The following is a 17,534-nucleotide window of genomic DNA, read 5'->3' on the forward strand; positions in this document are numbered from 1 at the left end:
TTAATGAATTCTTGTTCAAAACTCTTAACTTGTTTTTTAATGCTGTTGTAATGATTTAGAAATTGCTGTGAAGTTTCCGTAGCACAAATTGACTCAGACTCGTTTTGTGAAAAAACAAAGGAACTAATCGATATAAATATCGAAAATAAAAATAATTTGATTTTAGTATTGTAAAGCTTCATTTGGGGACAAAACATTTCAAGCAAATGTATCAGCAAATGAAGTATTTAAAGAAAAAAAACGTTGAAGACAGAAAAAATTCGATTAATGTGCTAAAAACGTTGTTTTAAGTTAATTTATAATAAGTTTTTTTATTTTGTAAGCTCCTTTAGTATTTTTTAAGTTTATTATATAAATGCCTTTATTCAAATGAGTTACGTCTACTTGTGTTTGGGGAAGATTATTTTGAAGGCGTACTTTTTTAACTAATCCTCCTAAAATATTGTAAATTTCCAAGTAGTTTAATTCTATATTTTTATAATTTGATATATAAATCTTTCCCATAGTTGGATCATGAAAAATTTTAATATTTTCAAACAAATCAACATTTTTTGTGTTTAAAACATTTTGCAAACTAATAGTTAATTTACCAACGGGATTATCATTAAATGGCGATACTCCTTTTAAACTATTAATAGGAATATGAGGCGTTATATCTGAAACACCATAATTATAGGTTGTTCCAGCATCTGTTCCAGCATCATAGATAAATAAATCTATTTCAATTAAGTTTAACCAATCAGTGTTTTCTTTATTCCTAAGGTTTATTCCATTTACAGCTATCATCCAATCTGGACTTGGAGCTATCATGGATACTAAACTAAGTAGAGGATAATTTTCACTTATTTCTAATCCATTGATATGAATAGTTCCAATGGCACTTCCTAAACCACCTCCATTAATAAATTGTTCACAATTACCATTAGTAATACTTAGATTTACTTCATTATCTCTGTAAATAGTAAAATTACCAGTTTCAGCTATATTCTCTATACCTTGTGAGGCTATCTCGCCCATTTCTAAGAATATTACATTGTTATTATGATTTGCACCAACTAAAGATGACCAATGAGGAGAATTAGGTAAAGTTCCATGATCTGTTGCATTCCAAAAGCTTTCAAAAATAATATTGTAACCAGCCACACTTTGACCAATTGATGAGCTTGAAAAAATCAAAAATAAATAACAAGAAAGCGAATATTTTTTTTTCATGAGAAAGCAGTTTAAAAAAAAGTCGTTTTAAAATCTAATGTCTTACAATACTCTTGTTAAACTTGCTTTTATAATTGTATGCTTAATTAAAATAATAGTATTTTTATCTCCCTATTTTAATTGAATGTTTAAAGAAGTAAAAATAATAGAATGTCCACGGGATGCCATGCAGGGTATAAAGCAATTTATTCCTACAGAGCAAAAAGTACAATACATTCAATCACTTTTACGGGTAGGGTTTGATACGATTGATTTTGGAAGTTTTGTGTCTCCAAAAGCCATTCCTCAAATGGTAGATACTGAGGAGGTTTTATCCAGACTTGATTTAACAAAAACTACCAGTAAACTTTTGGCTATTATTGCAAATACCCGTGGCGCAGAAGATGCTTCTCTATTTAAAGAGATAGATTACCTAGGTTTTCCTTTTTCAATCTCTGAGAATTTTCAAATGCGTAATACCCATAAAACAATTGCGCAATCTGTTGAGACTCTTTCTAAGATTTTGGATATTGCTAGTGCTTCTAATAAGAAAGTTGTAGTTTATATTTCAATGGGTTTTGGTAATCCTTATGGAGACCCTTGGGATGTTGATATAGTAGGAGAATGGACAGAGAAATTATCCAAAATGGGTGTTAAAATTTTATCTTTAAGCGATACTATTGGAAGTTCCGAACCAGAAAGTATAAGTTATTTGTTTTCAAATTTAATCCCAAGATATCCAGATATTGAATTTGGCGCACATTTGCATACAACTCCAAATTCTTGGTTTGAAAAAGTGGATGCAGCATTTAAAGCGGGTTGCTATCGTTTTGATGGTGCAATTCAAGGTTTTGGAGGTTGCCCAATGGCTAAAGATGAACTAACGGGTAATATGCCAACTGAGAAACTCTTATCATATTTTACATCACAAAAGAAAAATAATTTGAACGCTTTGAGTTTTGAAAGTGCTTTTAACGAGGCTTCTAAAATTTTTAAAAATTTCCAATAAAAAAGAGAGTCACTAATAACTAGGACTCTCTTTTAAAATATTTAAAATCTAAAATCTAAACCTGCATAGGCTCCGAATGGATGTCCAGGTCTTAAACCTGCGGGAACTCTAGAAACTGCATATGTTTTATCTAAAAGATTTATGATATTTCCAGTAACACTTAAACGTTTGTTGATATGATATTTACACGAAAAATCAATAATAAAATTTGAAGTTACACCATTTGCTTCTGTGATTTTTTCAGTACCTGCCAATGTTCTAAAAGCGCCATTTAAACGGCCGTTCAGGTTGAGTTCAAACTTTTTATGTTCTAACGAAATTGAAGTGTTAAATTGATGTTTTGCTATGTAAGGTAGCTCGTCTCCAATTGAAACTTGTCCCCATAATCCATCATCACTACCGAAACTATTTAAAAATTCAGTATCTGTAAAGGTGTATCCAAAAGTTATTGGTAGTGAAAATTTATTGTTTTTTTCGATTAAATCATAATTTAAAAGTAATTCAATACCCCTTACGGCTACTTCACCAGCATTAAACTGATCTAAAGATCCAGTTCCTCCAGTTGCAGCCAAATCACTTCCTAGCAAGTTGCTGTAGTCATTATAAAAAGCTACAATTTCGCCTCTTAATCCTTCAAAATTAAATCTGGATCCTAATTCGTAATTAATGCTTTCTTCTGGCTTTTCACCAGGTTCGTTACCTGGAGGAGAAAAACCTTTATGAATACCACCATATAGCGATGTATTCTGATTGAATTTATAATTAAAACCAATTCCAGGGATAAAAATATCTACATTATTTTCTCTGATTGATAAGTTGGTTCCATTCCGATTTGAATCGTTGGTTCCAAAATTTTCTCTAATTAAGGTAATATTTTCATAACGTAAACCAGGAGTAAGTGTTAAGTTATTATAATTTAATTTATATAAGATCGATCCTGCAAAAGCCTTAGCACTACTTATTCTATTAGAATCACCGCCTCTAGCACCATTAGATGTTAAATTCATTTCGCCATCAATTATATTATAGCCATCAACCCATTGGTATCTATCCTCTTCATCGTAATGGTAACGTAGACCAATTTCAATATCATGAAATAATTTCGCACCAGACCAATGATAATCAAATTTTGTTTGTACGCCTTTAGAGACGTATTTTCTGTTATTTGCTTTTAAAAGAATGGCATCATTATCAGAATTAGTTGTGCCATTAACAATACTCATGTAATCTGGATAGTCTTGAGGATTATTAACAATAGAAGCTATACCAACTCTATTATTATTTACAACAATATCATTTAACTTATACCAGTTTCTTGAAAAACCATTATAGTAAGCGTTTGTTGTGATTCTGAATTGGTTAGAAAAATCAATGTTATGAGTTGCCATAAATTGGATATGATCATTCGTCATTTGGTCATCTTGAGAACTTGCATATCTACTAAAAGAATTTAAGTCAAAATCATTTTGTGTAAGACCTAAATAAGTTTCATTGGATACTTCATCAGCGTACTGAAATTTAAAAGTTAAAGCTTGTTGTAATGCAGATTCTGGATTTGAATTGATTCTAAATTTAGCTACAAAATCGTTTTTATCAAACCCAGTATTGCTGCCATCAGGCAAGTTTTTAAAACCATCAGAATTCATATTTAAATATTCAACATTGTACCCAAATGTTGGTTTGCTATCCCCAATTTTAAGATATGTTTGTCCCGTATTAAAGCTACCATAATTTGTTCTAAAAGCACCTTTAAACGTTTCAGGAATTTGGGTGCTTACTAAGTTTAAAGCGCCACCAGTGGTAAATGGGCCATATTGTATTTGACTACTACCTTTTAAAATTTCTACAGCTTGCATTCTAGCTATAGATGGGAAATAATAAGCAGCAGGAGAGCTGTATGGAGCTGGTGCTATAAGTACGCCATCTTCCATAATAGATATTTTTGCACTACGTTCAGGTGATGTACCTCGTAAACTGATATTTGGACGCAATCCAAATCCGTCTTCTTCATAAATATTAACACCAGGAACAGTTCTTAAAACTCTATTAATATCTGTGTAATTAAATTTTTCTAATTCTTCAGGTGAAATATAGTAAGATGAACCTGTTCTGTTTTTAGCTTCATACTTACTTCCAAAAATCACTTGAGCATTTATAAGAACTTTTTCAAGTTTTTGAATGGAGTCTTTTTTTGTTTCATTTTCTGATTCTTGTGCATACGAAATTCCTATAATTAGTAGGAAAAATAAAGAGATTTTAGCTTTCATTTTATTTAGACTGATTAAAAATAGTTATTTTTTTGGGTGCAAATTTAAGGATGAATTTTACTTTCACAAAGTTTATTTAGAATAAATAAAAATAAAATTTATAATAATTTGGTTTTCAGATATTTTGAAATTAGTCAGAGTCGTTAAATCGAAAATCAGATTTGGCTTTAAATATGTTTTAAACCAATTTAGAATTCTTTAGTCTAAGTAATAACCTATTAAAACCATTTAGATTGAAAACCATATTATCATCATTTTTCTTATTATTATCGGTTTCATTATTCGCTCAAAAATTTACTTTTGAAGGTATTGTTAAAGATAAACAAGATGTTACTTTGGAAGCTGCTACGGTTTTTGTTCAAAGTGTTCAAGATAGCCTTATTATCGCCTATGGAATAACCAATAAGGACGGGCAATTTTCGATAAAAGTCAATGCAGAAAAAGATTCTAAATTGCTATTCAATATAGCATATTTAGGGTATAAACCCTTTTCCAAAGAAATTGAGGTTCCAAAAACAGGAGATCTAAATGTTGGATTTTTGTTCTTAGAGTATGCCGTGGAAGAGTTAGAAACCATATCTATTATTTCTAGATCTCCTCCAATAATTATAAAGAAAGATACTATAGAATATAACGCTGATAGTTTTAAAACACTTCCTAATGATAGAGTAGAAGATTTGCTTAAAAAACTACCTGGAGTTCAAATCGATATTGATGGAAACATTACAGTTAATGGTATTGATGTTGAGGCTATAAATGTGGATGGTATGCGCTTTTTTGGTGAGAAGAATGGGGATACCGCTTTAAAAAATTTACCAAGTAACGTTATTAGTAAAGTACAGGTAACGGATTTTAAAACCAATATGCAAAAGTTTACTGGTGAAGAATCCGACTCTGGTACAAAAGAAATAAATCTGAAAATTAAAAAAGGGAAAAATACAGCATTTTTTGGAGATTTAAATGGCGGGTTTGGGACTGATGATAAATATCAAGCCAATGCTAATTTATTTAAATTGATTGATGGTAAACAGTTGGGTTTTATATCGGGATCTAATAATATAAATATACGACGCGGATTCAACGCACTTCCAGATTCTAAATCTAGTAACGGCTATATTGAATCAGATTTTATAGGTGCTAATTACTCAAAAGGAAGATGGGATGAAACTCGGATTAACGGAAATTATCGATTTAATGCTGATAATGTTGACAATATTCAAAAGCGAGTTCGAGAAAATTTTCTACCCAATTTAAATTATATATCCGAGACGGAAAGCACTAGCACTAGTGATACGGATAATCATATTGGAAGTTTAGATTTAAAGTACATTATCAATCCTAAAAATAAACTATCAAAAAATAGATTGCAGCTTTCCAATGAGTTGGATTTTAGTAGTGATAACTCAGGTTCATTTTCACAATCAGAAACATCTTCAAAATCTATTGATGGCGATTTAATAAGTGATGTAAATTCTAATAACCAATCCGTGGCTAAAAACAGTAGTATTAAAAATAGTTGGGGTATTATTTCTAGAACAGGAAATGGTAGCGATTTTTTCACTGTAAACCTAAATTCTAATTTTAGTCAATCAAATTCAGATTCTCAAAATTATTCTGAAAATATTTTATATGCGAGTAATAGAACCAGAATTCAAGATCAAATTATAAATACAGAAAATGGCACATCTAACATAAATTTTAATGGTATGTGGTTTAAGCAATTGCTTCCTAACTTCAGAATTATACCAAAATACAACGCTAGTATAAGTCACAATAAAAATGAAAAATACGTTTTTGATTTTAATGAAATTGAATATGAATACACAGATTTTAATGAATTACAAAGTTTTGATAGTAAATACGTAACCACCACAGTTAAACCTGCTTTAAGATTAAGATATGACTATAATTATTTTCGTTTTGAAGTGGAAGGAGCGTTTACAAATACCTACCGAAAATATACGGATCAACTTGTAAGCGAGCGAGATTTTAATGCAGATTTTGAATATATTACTTATGCAGCTAGACTGCGGTATCGAGATAAAAACGGCTATAAAAACCTAACGCTAAACTATAATCAGAGTGTAGATTTACCCACAGTAGCACAATTACAGCCTGTGGAAGATTTTGGTAATCAAACTAATATAAAAATAGGGAATCCGTTTTTAAAACCAGAAGTAAATCATAATATAAATTTCGAATATCAAAATAATTTAGCATTTTACAACATCAATATTACAGGAAATGCTAGAGCCCAATTTGTTAATGATAAAATTGTTAACTCAACAATAACCGATTCAGATTTAATTAGATTTACCACCTATGATAACATTAATGGCGACTATTCGTTAAGCGGAAATACTGCTATTTCAAAATCATATTTCAACAAAAAAACAAATTTTAATATTAATTTAAGGTTTTTTGCTTCTTACAATAATAACATCTCTTTACAGAACGCTGTTAAGTTTGTTTCAAGAAACACCACGTTAAGGCCATCTACATCCTTTAGGTATTCTTATGATAATAAATTAGATTTAAGTGCCACATATAGTTACTCTATAAATAACAACGTTTTTGATACTGACGTGTTTGTTGACAACAGTTTCTTTATTCAAAATTTAAATTTTGACGCCTCTATTTTCTTTTTAAAGAACGCTTTTTTTTCTAACAAATTAGCATACCGATACAACAGTAGAGTTGGTGATGACTTTGATGCTGATGCTGTTTTTTGGAATGCAGGATTAGGTATTCAATTATGGAAAAATAAGGGCACCTTAACGCTTGTAGGTTATGATATTTTAGGACAGAATAATGGCTTTAGAAGAATGGTTACAAATACTTATATTCAAGATTTGGACAATAATATTTTAGAGCAATATTTCATGGTCACTTTTGTTTTTAAATTTGGAAGAGTAGCAGGGCAAAATATGAACGAAATACCCAAGGGATTAGGAAGAGGTCTAAGGGGTGGCTATCGAAGACGATAATGTCATATAATTTTTTTAGTGAATATTATTAATTAAGGAAACGAAAAAAATGCTTAGATTTGCACGCAATTATAACAGTAATTGCAACATGACTGCACATCAAGATAAAATTTTAGGAGAAGGGTTAACTTACGATGACGTTCTTTTAGTTCCAGCCTTTTCTGAGGTTCTTCCACGAGAAGTAAATATTCAATCAAAATTCACAAGAAACATCACTATCAATGTTCCTATTATTTCGGCAGCTATGGATACCGTTACCGAAAGTAAAATGGCTATTGCTATGGCGCAAGAAGGCGGTATTGGGGTTTTACACAAAAACATGACTATTGAGGCCCAAGCTTTAAAAGTTCGTAGAGTTAAACGTGCAGAAAGTGGAATGATTATAGACCCTGTAACATTGCCTTTAACTGCCACAGTTTTAGATGCTAAACAAAACATGGCTGAACATGGTATTGGGGGTATTCCTATTATTGATGATTCTGGAACTTTAAAAGGTATTGTTACCAATAGAGATTTAAGGTTTGAGAGAGATAATAAACGCCTAATAACTGAAGTGATGACAAGCGAAAATTTGGTTACTGCTGCTGTAGGAACTTCATTAAAACAAGCTGAAATAATCTTACAACAACATAAAATTGAAAAGTTATTGATTGTTGATGATTATTATAAACTTTCTGGATTAATTACTTTTAGGGATATTACTAAATTAAATCAAAAGCCAATGGCTAACAAAGATGAGTATGGCCGTTTGAGAGTTGCTGCTGCTATTGGAGTTACAGCAGATGCTGTTGAAAGGGCTGAAGCTCTTGTTAATGCTGGTGTTGATGCGGTTGTTATTGACACTGCTCATGGGCACACAAAAGGTGTAGTTGGTGTATTAAAAGATATAAAATCAAAGTTTCCACAATTAGATGTTATTGTTGGTAATATTGCAACAGGTGCAGCTGCAAAATATTTAGTTGAAGCAGGAGCTGATGCTGTAAAAGTTGGTATTGGACCAGGATCAATTTGTACTACTCGAGTTGTTGCTGGTGTTGGGTTTCCTCAATTTTCTGCTGTTTTAGAAGTAGCGGCAGCAATAAAAGGAAGTGGTGTACCTGTAATTGCAGATGGTGGTATTCGTTATACTGGTGATATTCCAAAAGCTATCGCAGCTGGTGCAGATACAGTGATGTTAGGGTCTTTATTAGCAGGAACAAAAGAGTCTCCTGGAGAAACCATAATTTACGAAGGACGTAAGTTTAAATCATATAGAGGTATGGGTTCTGTTGAAGCTATGAAGGAAGGTAGTAAAGATCGTTATTTCCAAGATGTTGAAGATGATATTAAAAAACTTGTACCAGAAGGTATAGTAGGGAGAGTGCCATATAAAGGAGATTTATATGAAAGTATTCATCAGTTTATTGGAGGTTTACGTGCTGGTATGGGATACTGTGGTGCAAAAGATATTAAAACTTTAAAAGAAACTGGGAAGTTTGTGAAAATTACAGCTAGTGGCATTAATGAAAGTCATCCGCATGATGTAACTATTACTAAAGAATCTCCTAATTACTCGAGATAATTTTTTCACTTAAAATAGATATAATCAAAAGGCCAAAGTATTTTGCTTTGGCCTTTTGATTATATCTATTTATGTTTGTTATCTATTAAATAAAAACTAAAACTAAAGTTAATGCTATCCCAGCGATGGCAAAGAACATACCTTTTTTAAAAACGGGCATTTTTGGCGTGTACATCCAAAAAGCAGAAAGTACAAAAAACAATAAAGAGGCACCAAAAAAAATGTTTAAATAATATAAAGGACTATTAGTTGTTGCTTTATGTAAGCGCTCCATTTTTTCAAGTAAAAATGGAAGTTCCATTTTTTTTACGGTCGACATTCCGGTTTTTTGATTATAATTTCCATCTTTAAAATAAAGTATATAGCCCTCTGTTTTTTCAACTTTAACAGCCATCCGTAATTTAGGACTTAATTCTCCAACTGTTAGATTAGTTTCTAATTGAGTTTGTGATACAACTTCTTTTTTTAAAAAGTCAGTTTCTCTAAAAATCATTATAATACCACTTAGAGCATAAACAGCCATTATTCCTGCTAAAAAATATCCTAAATATCTGTGTATGATTCTAATTTGAAATGAAAAAGGTGTTTTTCGCTTAGCCATAATTTATTTTTTTATCTCTATTCAAATTACTTGTAGTTTAATCCAAATCCAAATTTAAAAAGTGGATTTTCACTATCATAAGGAACATCTGTTTTTTGATTTGCTACTGCTTTCATTGATGATGGTAATTCAAAAGGTAGTTTTCCTATCGGTTTTGTATTTCCAAAAAGGACTTCACAAACAGAGATGTCACTAGCTCCATAATCTGCAATTAATGCTACTGCATTAGCAGTTATTTCTGGTATAACGGCAGGTCTGTCTAAATAAAGGTCTACTATAGTTGGAACTGTTTTTAATAGTTTCAAAATATTATCTTTTTCTTCGCCTTTGAAGTCTAAATCACCATGATGAAAACTAAGCGCTAACGGTACTTTAGATTCTGCTGGATACCAAGGTGTATTTAATCTAACAATTGCAAAATCTGCATCCTCAGGCTTCGATACTACTCTCGCATAGTTTGATACTGTAGTAGAATCTATATTTTGAACGTATACTTTGTATTTGCGTTTGGTTAATGGTAATGTAGTATTATCATTTTTTAAAAGTGTCATAGAAATTTGTTGTGTTTTTTCACCAAATTTTCTTGATGATTCATTACCAACTATAGTATTTACTTTTGATTCATCAACAAATGGATTGTCGAATAATCCTAATTGGAATTTCTGGCGAAGTAATCTTTTTACTGAAATATCAATTCTCTTTTCTGTTAATTTTCCTTCTTTAACCAATTCTATTATAAACTCAGGAATCATTTCCCCACCAAATTGATCACAACCTGCATCTATAATTTTTTGAACACGATCTTTAGTATTTAAATCTTCAACACCCCAAGCCCTAGCTTTCCAAACTATTTCTGATCCCATAGGGGCATCAGAAATTAAACCCCAATCGGTACAAACCACACCATCATATTTGTATTTTTCTCTTAATAATGTTGTGATTATCATTTTGTTATAAGACATTCCTACATTTTCATCTGTTTGATCAGTAGGCACACCGTAGTAAGGCATGATTGCTGCTGTGTTAGCTTTAAAAGCAGCCTCAAAAGGTATCAAGTGATAATCAAAATTTTTACCTGGATAAATTTGTCCTTTTTGAAAAGCAAAATGTGGATCTAAACCTTCTTTTTGTGGTCCACCACCAGGAAAATGTTTTGTCATACAAGCAACACCATCAGTTAAGTTTTTATTTTGTAAGCCTTCAATATATGGCTTTACTAATCTAGCAGTTAATTCAGCATCTTCACTAAAGTTACCACTAATTCTAGCCCAACGTGGTTCTGTAGCTAAGTCGATTTGTGGGTGAAGTGCTTCTCTGATTCCAATAGCGAGGTACTCTTCCCTTACAATTTCAGCAAATTCTTTAACAATTGCTTCATCTCCAATTGCAGCAAAACCTGGCATCTCACAAAATTGACTAAAACCTGTAGATGTCATTGCTATCACATTTTTACCAAGATGATGCCTCGGATCAGAAGCTATAGTAACAGGAATACCTAATCGCTTTTTTTCTGCAATTTTTTGAGTATTATTATACCATTTGGCAAAAATATTTGGATCTTCAGGAATTGACCAAATATTAAAATGAGTCATTTTACGGATATTCATATTTTCCACAACATTAGGTAAACGTCCCGCAAAACCAGATAAACCTTCTTTGCCATCTGGAATTCCATCTTCACTTATGGGAGCTCCATGAATAAACATCATACCTGCTTTTTCTTCTAAAGTCATTTGACTTAATAAATCCGATATTCGTCTTTCTACAGGCTGAGTAATATCTTCATAGACATCAAGTTCATTATTATGATTTAAGTCTCTAAATTGAGTACTTTCCTTGGTTAATACGCTACTAGATTGATTAATTACTAGTTTTGGTAGTTTTACTTCTTTATTTGTTTCACAACAAATAAATAAAATAATAACAAATATTAGTTTAATTGTTAATTTCATGATTTATTATTTTATTATGTCTTTTTAACACAATAAAGATATGGATTAATTTTATTACTTTAACACAATAAAAAAATAATTGTAAATGGAAAGTAAAAATCTTACAGAAGATTTTATAAAACATATAAAAACCTATGTCCCTGGTGTTTCTCTTGACTGTGTTATTTTTGGTTATAGAAATGGTGTGTTGCATGTTTTACTGTTAAAGTATTTTGATATTAATGTATGGGCTTTACCAGGAGGATTTTTACCTAATGATATGGAGATGAAAGAAGCTGCTAATGATGTTTTATTTAATCGTACAGGTCTTCAAGAAATTTTTCTAACTCAATTTCAAACTTTTAGTAGTCTGAATAGAGGATGGGATAAAAATATTCAAAGTAGAGTAGCGAAGGAAAAATTGCAATTAATGTGGCCTAAAAAGCATCAAGAAGAATTTAAGTCTTGGTTTAATCAACGATTTATTTCAACTGCTTATTTAGCTTTAATACAAGTTGATAAAGCCTCTCTTACTGCGGATGATTTGAGTGAATGCTGCGAATGGAAACCAATCTCAGAATTGCCAGATTTAGTATTAGATCATAAGTTAATCATAGAAATGGCATTAAATTATCTAAAGGTTCAAATAAATTATCTCCCTATTGGAAAATCATTATTGCCATACAAATTTACTATGTTAGAATTACAAAAACTCTATGAATCTATATTACAAAAACGTTTAGATAGAGGAAATTTCCAAAGAAAAATGTTGAAATTAGGAATATTTGATAAACACGAAAAATTAATGACAGGAGCTTCAAATAAGGCTCCTTTTCTTTATAGTATTGATGAAGAATCTTATAATAATTTACTACTTGAAGGCATTGGTTTTCGTTAAATAATCATCAATATGATTCAAACAGGAATCATATTGATGATTTAATTAAATCTTATGAGACTTATTGTAATGTAACTGGGAAAGTTGCTTCAATATCCGTTTCACCCCCTGCGTTTGTAATGTCTCCTTCAAAAACACCAGAAGCAGCTTTATTTGGTTTATGGCGTAGTGTAACAGTTATGTTACCTGAACCAGCAGAAGAAGCAGTAATTAATGCAAATTCTAAACCAATTGGATTACTATTCCTATCGCTATCAGCATAAGTAAATGTTGCTATATTATTTGAAGATTGAAAGAAAAATTGATGTTCGTCATCTTCTTCTTCAATTTCTGAATTTATAAGTTCAGCTGGAGATTCTGTCTCATTTAACAAGGTTAAACTTCCGTTATAAGTTGTATTAATAACTAACGGACCTGAAACTGTTAAATCGGGTTCGTTTGGACCATCACCATCTAAATCTCTTATTTGAAGAGTAACTGTTGTGCCACCACTAATAGGAGTTAAAACAGCTGTTAATGTAGTTATAACTTCTTCTTCATTTACAGGAGTTGGATTGTCATCATCATTAGAGCAAGCTAAAAATCCAAGAGTTGATAAAAATAAAATTGATAATTTTTTGAATGTTTTCATTTTTGTTTTTTTTAAATATGTTAATAATTTAATTTTAATTGTAACATAAAATTTCTTCCTAGGTCATCGGCAAAATAACGTAGTCTGTTAAGATATTCTCTGTAAGAAACATTAAAAATATTAGTAATATTAAAACCTATATTTAGATTTGTTTTGTTTGATAAATTAAGTGTAATATCACTTTGGAAATGTAGAATATGATAGGCAGGTGGAGGAGAACTTACATCTACTAATACCATTTCTTGTGTTCTTGGTATAAACACTTCAAAGTTGTTATTTGGGAAATCGTTTTGTCTTAATACCAATTCACTTTGTAATTCCGAATTGAAATCTAACCATTTTTTATTTGAATATCCCAAGACATTAACTGTTTTGAATGATGGAATATCGATTAACGCTTGCTCTCTACTTATATCTCTACCTTTTATAAATGAAGATTTATTATTAAATGACCATTGCTCATTAATTTTATAATTAGCCGTAATATCAATTCCAAACAAAACGGCGTTAGTTTGATTATTACTCCAAACTGGAAAAGCGCCACGAATGGTTTGTTCTGTTCCTATAGGTTCAATAAAAAGATAGTCGCTAATATGATTATAAAAGGCTTCAAGATTTATTGAAAAAGATTTTTTATTATACTGATATGTCCCAGAAACTCTATTAGAAGTTTCTTTTTTAATGCGTAAATCTCCTAATTCAATTCTTGCTGCTGAGTGGTGTAATCCATCACTAAATAATTCAGAAGGATTTGGAGCTCTATTAGATAATCCATAATTAAAAATAAAAGTATTATATGCATCTGCTTTATATGACATTCCAGTAGAAGCAGATATATTATGATAGTTAAAAATAGGATTAGTAAGTAATTGTGAACCTAAATCTTCTATAACAATATTCCCAAAATCTTGGTCATATCCACGTTCTATCCAACGACTGGTTTGATAGAATTTTTTAGCATCAATACGATTAAAATCATAACGAAAGCCATAATCCAAACTAATTTTATCATTTAATCTCATCCCTGAAATAACAAAAACACCTAAATCATATTTATAATAATCTGGTATTATTCGTCTTACACCAGTATCAGGATTTGCAAAATTATTTTGATACGCAGCGCTAACTCCAAATTCATTGGTAGTATTACTTTTAGAATCTAATTTCAAACGTGTTCTAATAGAATGTGTTTTTAAAGTTAGGTCTATGGCTGCTTTGTCTCTGTCATTACCAACACGGATATCGTATTCAAAACGTTGATTATTTTGAAAATCATATTGTAATTCGACGCGTCCAAATTTTTTAAAACGTTTGTAAAAATCAGCCTTTATGATTTGATGGGTTACATCTTGGCGAGGTGAGTTGATATCGTAACTAAAACCTTCAACCACTAAAGGTTGTTGACTATTAATAGCGTTAACTAAATCTTCAATATTTCCAATATGAGAAGCTCTTAAAATGGCAATTTTATTATTTAAGTAACTATAAAATACATTAAAACCTTGTTCAAATTTTTTAAATCCTGTATTGATTGAAAAGCCTGAAGATTTTAAACCAGTATTGGTTAAATTATAATTTGGCGTTTCAAAATCACCAAAACGTTTTATAGATGCTTGTCCATTAATATACCAACCTTTTTGATAGGTTTTTGTTAATGAAGAATTTAAACTATAACCATTACTATTGCTTTGACCATTAATAATTGTATTTCCGTAAAGTGAATCAATTAAACTAATATTAGATGGTTTTAATACAATAACACCTCCAATAGCATCGCCTCCAAAAGCCAATGCATTAGCCCCTTTTATTACATTAATGCTTCCTGCAGTATTTAAGTCAATATTTGGAGCATGCTCAATGCCCCATTCTTGGTCTTGTAAACGAACCCCGTTGGTCATTACTATAATTCTACTACTATGCAAGCCATTAATTACAGGTTTAACAATAGAGTTTCCTGTATTTATAGAAGATACACCGCTAATTTGTTTTAAAGCGTCTCCAAGACTAAAAGCACTATAACGTTCAATATCTTCACTTTTAAGAAGTATTTCTTGAGATGTATTAGTTAATTTATTGTTTGAAGTTCCTTCAACTTTAACTTCACTCAGTTCCTCAAAATGATGTTCTAAATTAATTTCAAAAAACGTATCACCACTAATTAGAATGTTCAAACGTTTAGTTTCACATCCTAAATGTGAGACAACAATAGTTAATTTACCATCACATAGGTTATCAATTGAAAATTTCCCATTGATATCAGAGGTAGTATATTTATCAAGATTTTCAATATAAATAGCAGCAGCTACAATAGGTGTTCCATCGTGAAAATCATGAACTTCTCCAAAAAATTTTGAAGTGCAATTTTGACTGTTAGCTAGATTTAATATTGTACAAGCTAAAATCAATACATAGTATTTCATTTTATAGATTTTTAGTTTAAATAATAAATTATTTTAAACTAAAAATGGAGGTCCGCGAAGAGAAAACGATAATTGCCGATGATTATAAAAAAAATTATATGTTAAAAATGAAATTTTGTTATGTGAAATTTGCGGGTTATACTTTTTAAGATTGGTGGAAAAAAAATAGTGGTTATTAATTTGAAATTTATGAAAATCACAATCTAAATCAACTTTATGAATATGTGTTGTTGTACTACCTTTACATATTTCATGTTTCTGATGAGCATAAATATGATTGAGTTTAACAACACTTGGAACAATCAATATTGATACTAACAAAACTGTTAGTATTTTAAAACAAATATGTTCCTTCAATCGATTCATTAATCTAAAAAGCGTTTTAATCCCAACCTTATAAGCATCTTTTTTTCAAAATTCCAGAAAAATTTATATTGTCCAAACATCCAACCAAAAAAAACTAGCATAAACTGATACATAAAAAAAAGTAAAATTATGCGTATAATCCAATAACTTATTGTTCCAAAGTTTTCGGAGGTAATATTTAGGAAACTTAAAATAGGTTTACCTATTAAAGATGCAAAAGAACCAGTTAAAGAAAACACTAATAATATGACAATAATTTGCCAGTTATTTTCAATGCCCCAACGTTCTTTTAATTTTTCCAAAATTGCAATTTTATGCAAAAATAATGAAAAAGTATTTAAATTCTAGGCAACAGTTGAGTTAACCTTTCATTATATGTTAATTGAAAATAAATAAAGTAATTGTAAAGTTTGTAATTAACATCGTATCCATAATCGATACCCGTTTGATAATCAATTTGTAATTCATATAAAGTAGGGTCAAATTTTAGTGGTTGTAAAACCCTTTGATTCCATGCAACAACATATTGATAATTTCGCATTTCTAAAAATTGTTGAGAATAATATCCTTCTGGTCGTGCTGTACTCATTAACCAATAATTAAAGCCTGGTTCAATTATAATTATTTCGTATTCTAAATCATCATTTGCAATGGTAACCGTATCATTTTGTTTTATGTTTGCCAGCTTTTCATCTTCTTTGTTTGATGTGGTTTTTGATGTTTTGCAATTAAAAACTAGTACAGAAATTAGTAAGGTGTAAAAAATATTTTTCATAGTGTTTAAGTTTATTTATACTTCAAAAGTAGGACACATTCTGAGCTTAGAATAATTATAATGAGTGTATGCTACTTTTAAGTGAGTAAACTTTACTTATTAAAGTTACGAAAATCATTACTTAAAATTTTGGTTTTTAATTGATTTAACAAAAAAGAGCTAAGCTGTGGGCTTAACTCTTTGATATATTGAGAAAGTAAATAATTATTTTCCAAATAAACCGCCTAATAAACCACCAAGGCCACCTTTCTTTTTATTGCCTCCTAACACCATTCCTGCTACGTCATCAATTACACTTCCGTCTCCATCAGCATCTAAAATTGATTCTAAAAAGCTTTGCTCATTTTTGGCTGAACTGCCACCTAGAAGACCTCCAAGTAAACTTTCAATACCACCTGAGTTACTTACGTTTTGTTGTTTAGCTTGGTTACCTAAAATCCCCATTAAAATAGGAGCTGCTACTTTTAGTATTTGAGCAACAGAACCTGCATCCATTCCGGATTTTACACCTAGAGTATTTGCTACATTTTGTTGTTTGTTTCCTAAAACATGACCTAATATTTTTTCACCATCATTTAAAACATTTGAATCTACACCGCCACCAAATAAACCTCCTAAATTGTCAAGTATACTTCCATCATGTTTGCTGCTTAAAGCTCCTAACAATCCTTCTGCACCTTGAGGCGTAGATGCGTTACGTTTCATAGCTTGCATTAAAACGGGTAGAGCCATTGTTAAAACATCCTGTGTTTTATTTTGTGGTTGATTGGTTTGACCTGCAACGCCACTAATAATAGTTTTTCCAAGGTCACTGTTTAATAAATCTAAAATTCCAGACATGATTTTGTATTTTAATTTTTAAAATGATTAATAATTAGGATTTCAATGTACAAAAAA

13 protein-coding genes are annotated in these 17,534 nt (G+C 30.5%); 4 read left to right on the forward strand and 9 right to left on the reverse strand.

What is annotated here, in order from left to right; genetic code table 11:
- Positions 1–291: 291 nt before the first annotated feature.
- Complete coding sequence (locus tag AC1XJX_RS08615; protein ID WP_482003568.1) at positions 292–1,212, reverse strand: spondin domain-containing protein; 921 nt, start codon at positions 1,210–1,212, stop codon at positions 292–294.
- A 124-nt stretch (positions 1,213–1,336) separates the two neighbouring features.
- On the opposite strand from AC1XJX_RS08615, the gene AC1XJX_RS08620 reads away from it, so the two are divergent.
- The gene (locus AC1XJX_RS08620; protein ID WP_482003569.1) at positions 1,337–2,200 is read left to right on the forward strand and encodes a hydroxymethylglutaryl-CoA lyase; all 864 of its coding nucleotides are present in this window, start codon (positions 1,337–1,339) and stop codon (positions 2,198–2,200) included.
- 41 nt (positions 2,201–2,241) lie between these two features.
- On the opposite strand, the gene AC1XJX_RS08625 is transcribed toward AC1XJX_RS08620, so the two are convergent.
- Positions 2,242–4,467 carry a TonB-dependent receptor family protein gene (locus AC1XJX_RS08625; RefSeq protein WP_482003570.1) on the reverse strand — a complete coding sequence of 742 codons (2,226 nt, stop codon included), beginning with the start codon at positions 4,465–4,467 and terminating at the stop codon, positions 2,242–2,244.
- Positions 4,468–4,700: 233 nt separating this feature from the next.
- On the opposite strand from AC1XJX_RS08625, the gene AC1XJX_RS08630 reads away from it, so the two are divergent.
- Positions 4,701–7,454, forward strand: a complete 2,754-nt coding sequence (locus AC1XJX_RS08630; protein WP_482003571.1) for a TonB-dependent receptor — start codon at positions 4,701–4,703, stop codon at positions 7,452–7,454.
- Between the two features lie 88 nt (positions 7,455–7,542).
- Positions 7,543–9,015 (forward strand): IMP dehydrogenase, encoded by a 1,473-nt coding sequence (gene guaB, locus AC1XJX_RS08635; RefSeq protein WP_482003610.1) that lies wholly within the window; start codon positions 7,543–7,545, stop codon positions 9,013–9,015.
- A gap of 85 nt (positions 9,016–9,100) precedes the next feature.
- On the opposite strand, the gene AC1XJX_RS08640 is transcribed toward guaB, so the two are convergent.
- Positions 9,101–9,616: a hypothetical protein gene (locus AC1XJX_RS08640; RefSeq protein ID WP_482003572.1), complete on the reverse strand. Its 516-nt coding sequence runs from the start codon at positions 9,614–9,616 to the stop codon at positions 9,101–9,103.
- A 26-nt stretch (positions 9,617–9,642) separates the two neighbouring features.
- On the reverse strand, positions 9,643–11,568 hold the full coding sequence (locus AC1XJX_RS08645; protein WP_482003573.1) for a glycoside hydrolase family 3 protein: 1,926 nt from the start codon (positions 11,566–11,568) through the stop codon (positions 9,643–9,645).
- 85 nt (positions 11,569–11,653) lie between these two features.
- Here AC1XJX_RS08645 and AC1XJX_RS08650 point away from each other — a divergent pair, with 85 nt between their 5' ends.
- The gene (locus AC1XJX_RS08650; RefSeq protein WP_482003574.1) at positions 11,654–12,445 is read left to right on the forward strand and encodes an NUDIX hydrolase; all 792 of its coding nucleotides are present in this window, start codon (positions 11,654–11,656) and stop codon (positions 12,443–12,445) included.
- 61 nt (positions 12,446–12,506) lie between these two features.
- On the opposite strand, the gene AC1XJX_RS08655 is transcribed toward AC1XJX_RS08650, so the two are convergent.
- From AC1XJX_RS08655 to AC1XJX_RS08675, 5 genes are all read right to left on the reverse strand, one after another.
- Positions 12,507–13,076, reverse strand: coding sequence for a type 1 periplasmic binding fold superfamily protein (locus AC1XJX_RS08655; RefSeq protein ID WP_482003575.1), 570 nt, complete (start codon positions 13,074–13,076; stop codon positions 12,507–12,509).
- 20 nt (positions 13,077–13,096) lie between these two features.
- A complete protein-coding gene (locus AC1XJX_RS08660; RefSeq protein WP_482003576.1) occupies positions 13,097–15,496 on the reverse strand; it encodes a TonB-dependent receptor in 2,400 nt (799 codons plus the stop codon).
- A 365-nt stretch (positions 15,497–15,861) separates the two neighbouring features.
- The gene (locus AC1XJX_RS08665) at positions 15,862–16,164 is read right to left on the reverse strand and encodes a DUF6787 family protein (protein ID WP_482003577.1); all 303 of its coding nucleotides are present in this window, start codon (positions 16,162–16,164) and stop codon (positions 15,862–15,864) included.
- A gap of 35 nt (positions 16,165–16,199) precedes the next feature.
- Entirely contained in the window at positions 16,200–16,637 is a 438-nt protein-coding gene (locus AC1XJX_RS08670; protein WP_482003578.1) for a DUF6146 family protein, read from the reverse strand.
- Positions 16,638–16,841: 204 nt separating this feature from the next.
- The gene (locus AC1XJX_RS08675; RefSeq protein WP_482003579.1) at positions 16,842–17,477 is read right to left on the reverse strand and encodes a DUF937 domain-containing protein; all 636 of its coding nucleotides are present in this window, start codon (positions 17,475–17,477) and stop codon (positions 16,842–16,844) included.
- Positions 17,478–17,534: the final 57 nt, after the last annotated feature.

Source organism: Flaviramulus sp. (assembly GCF_982512915.1).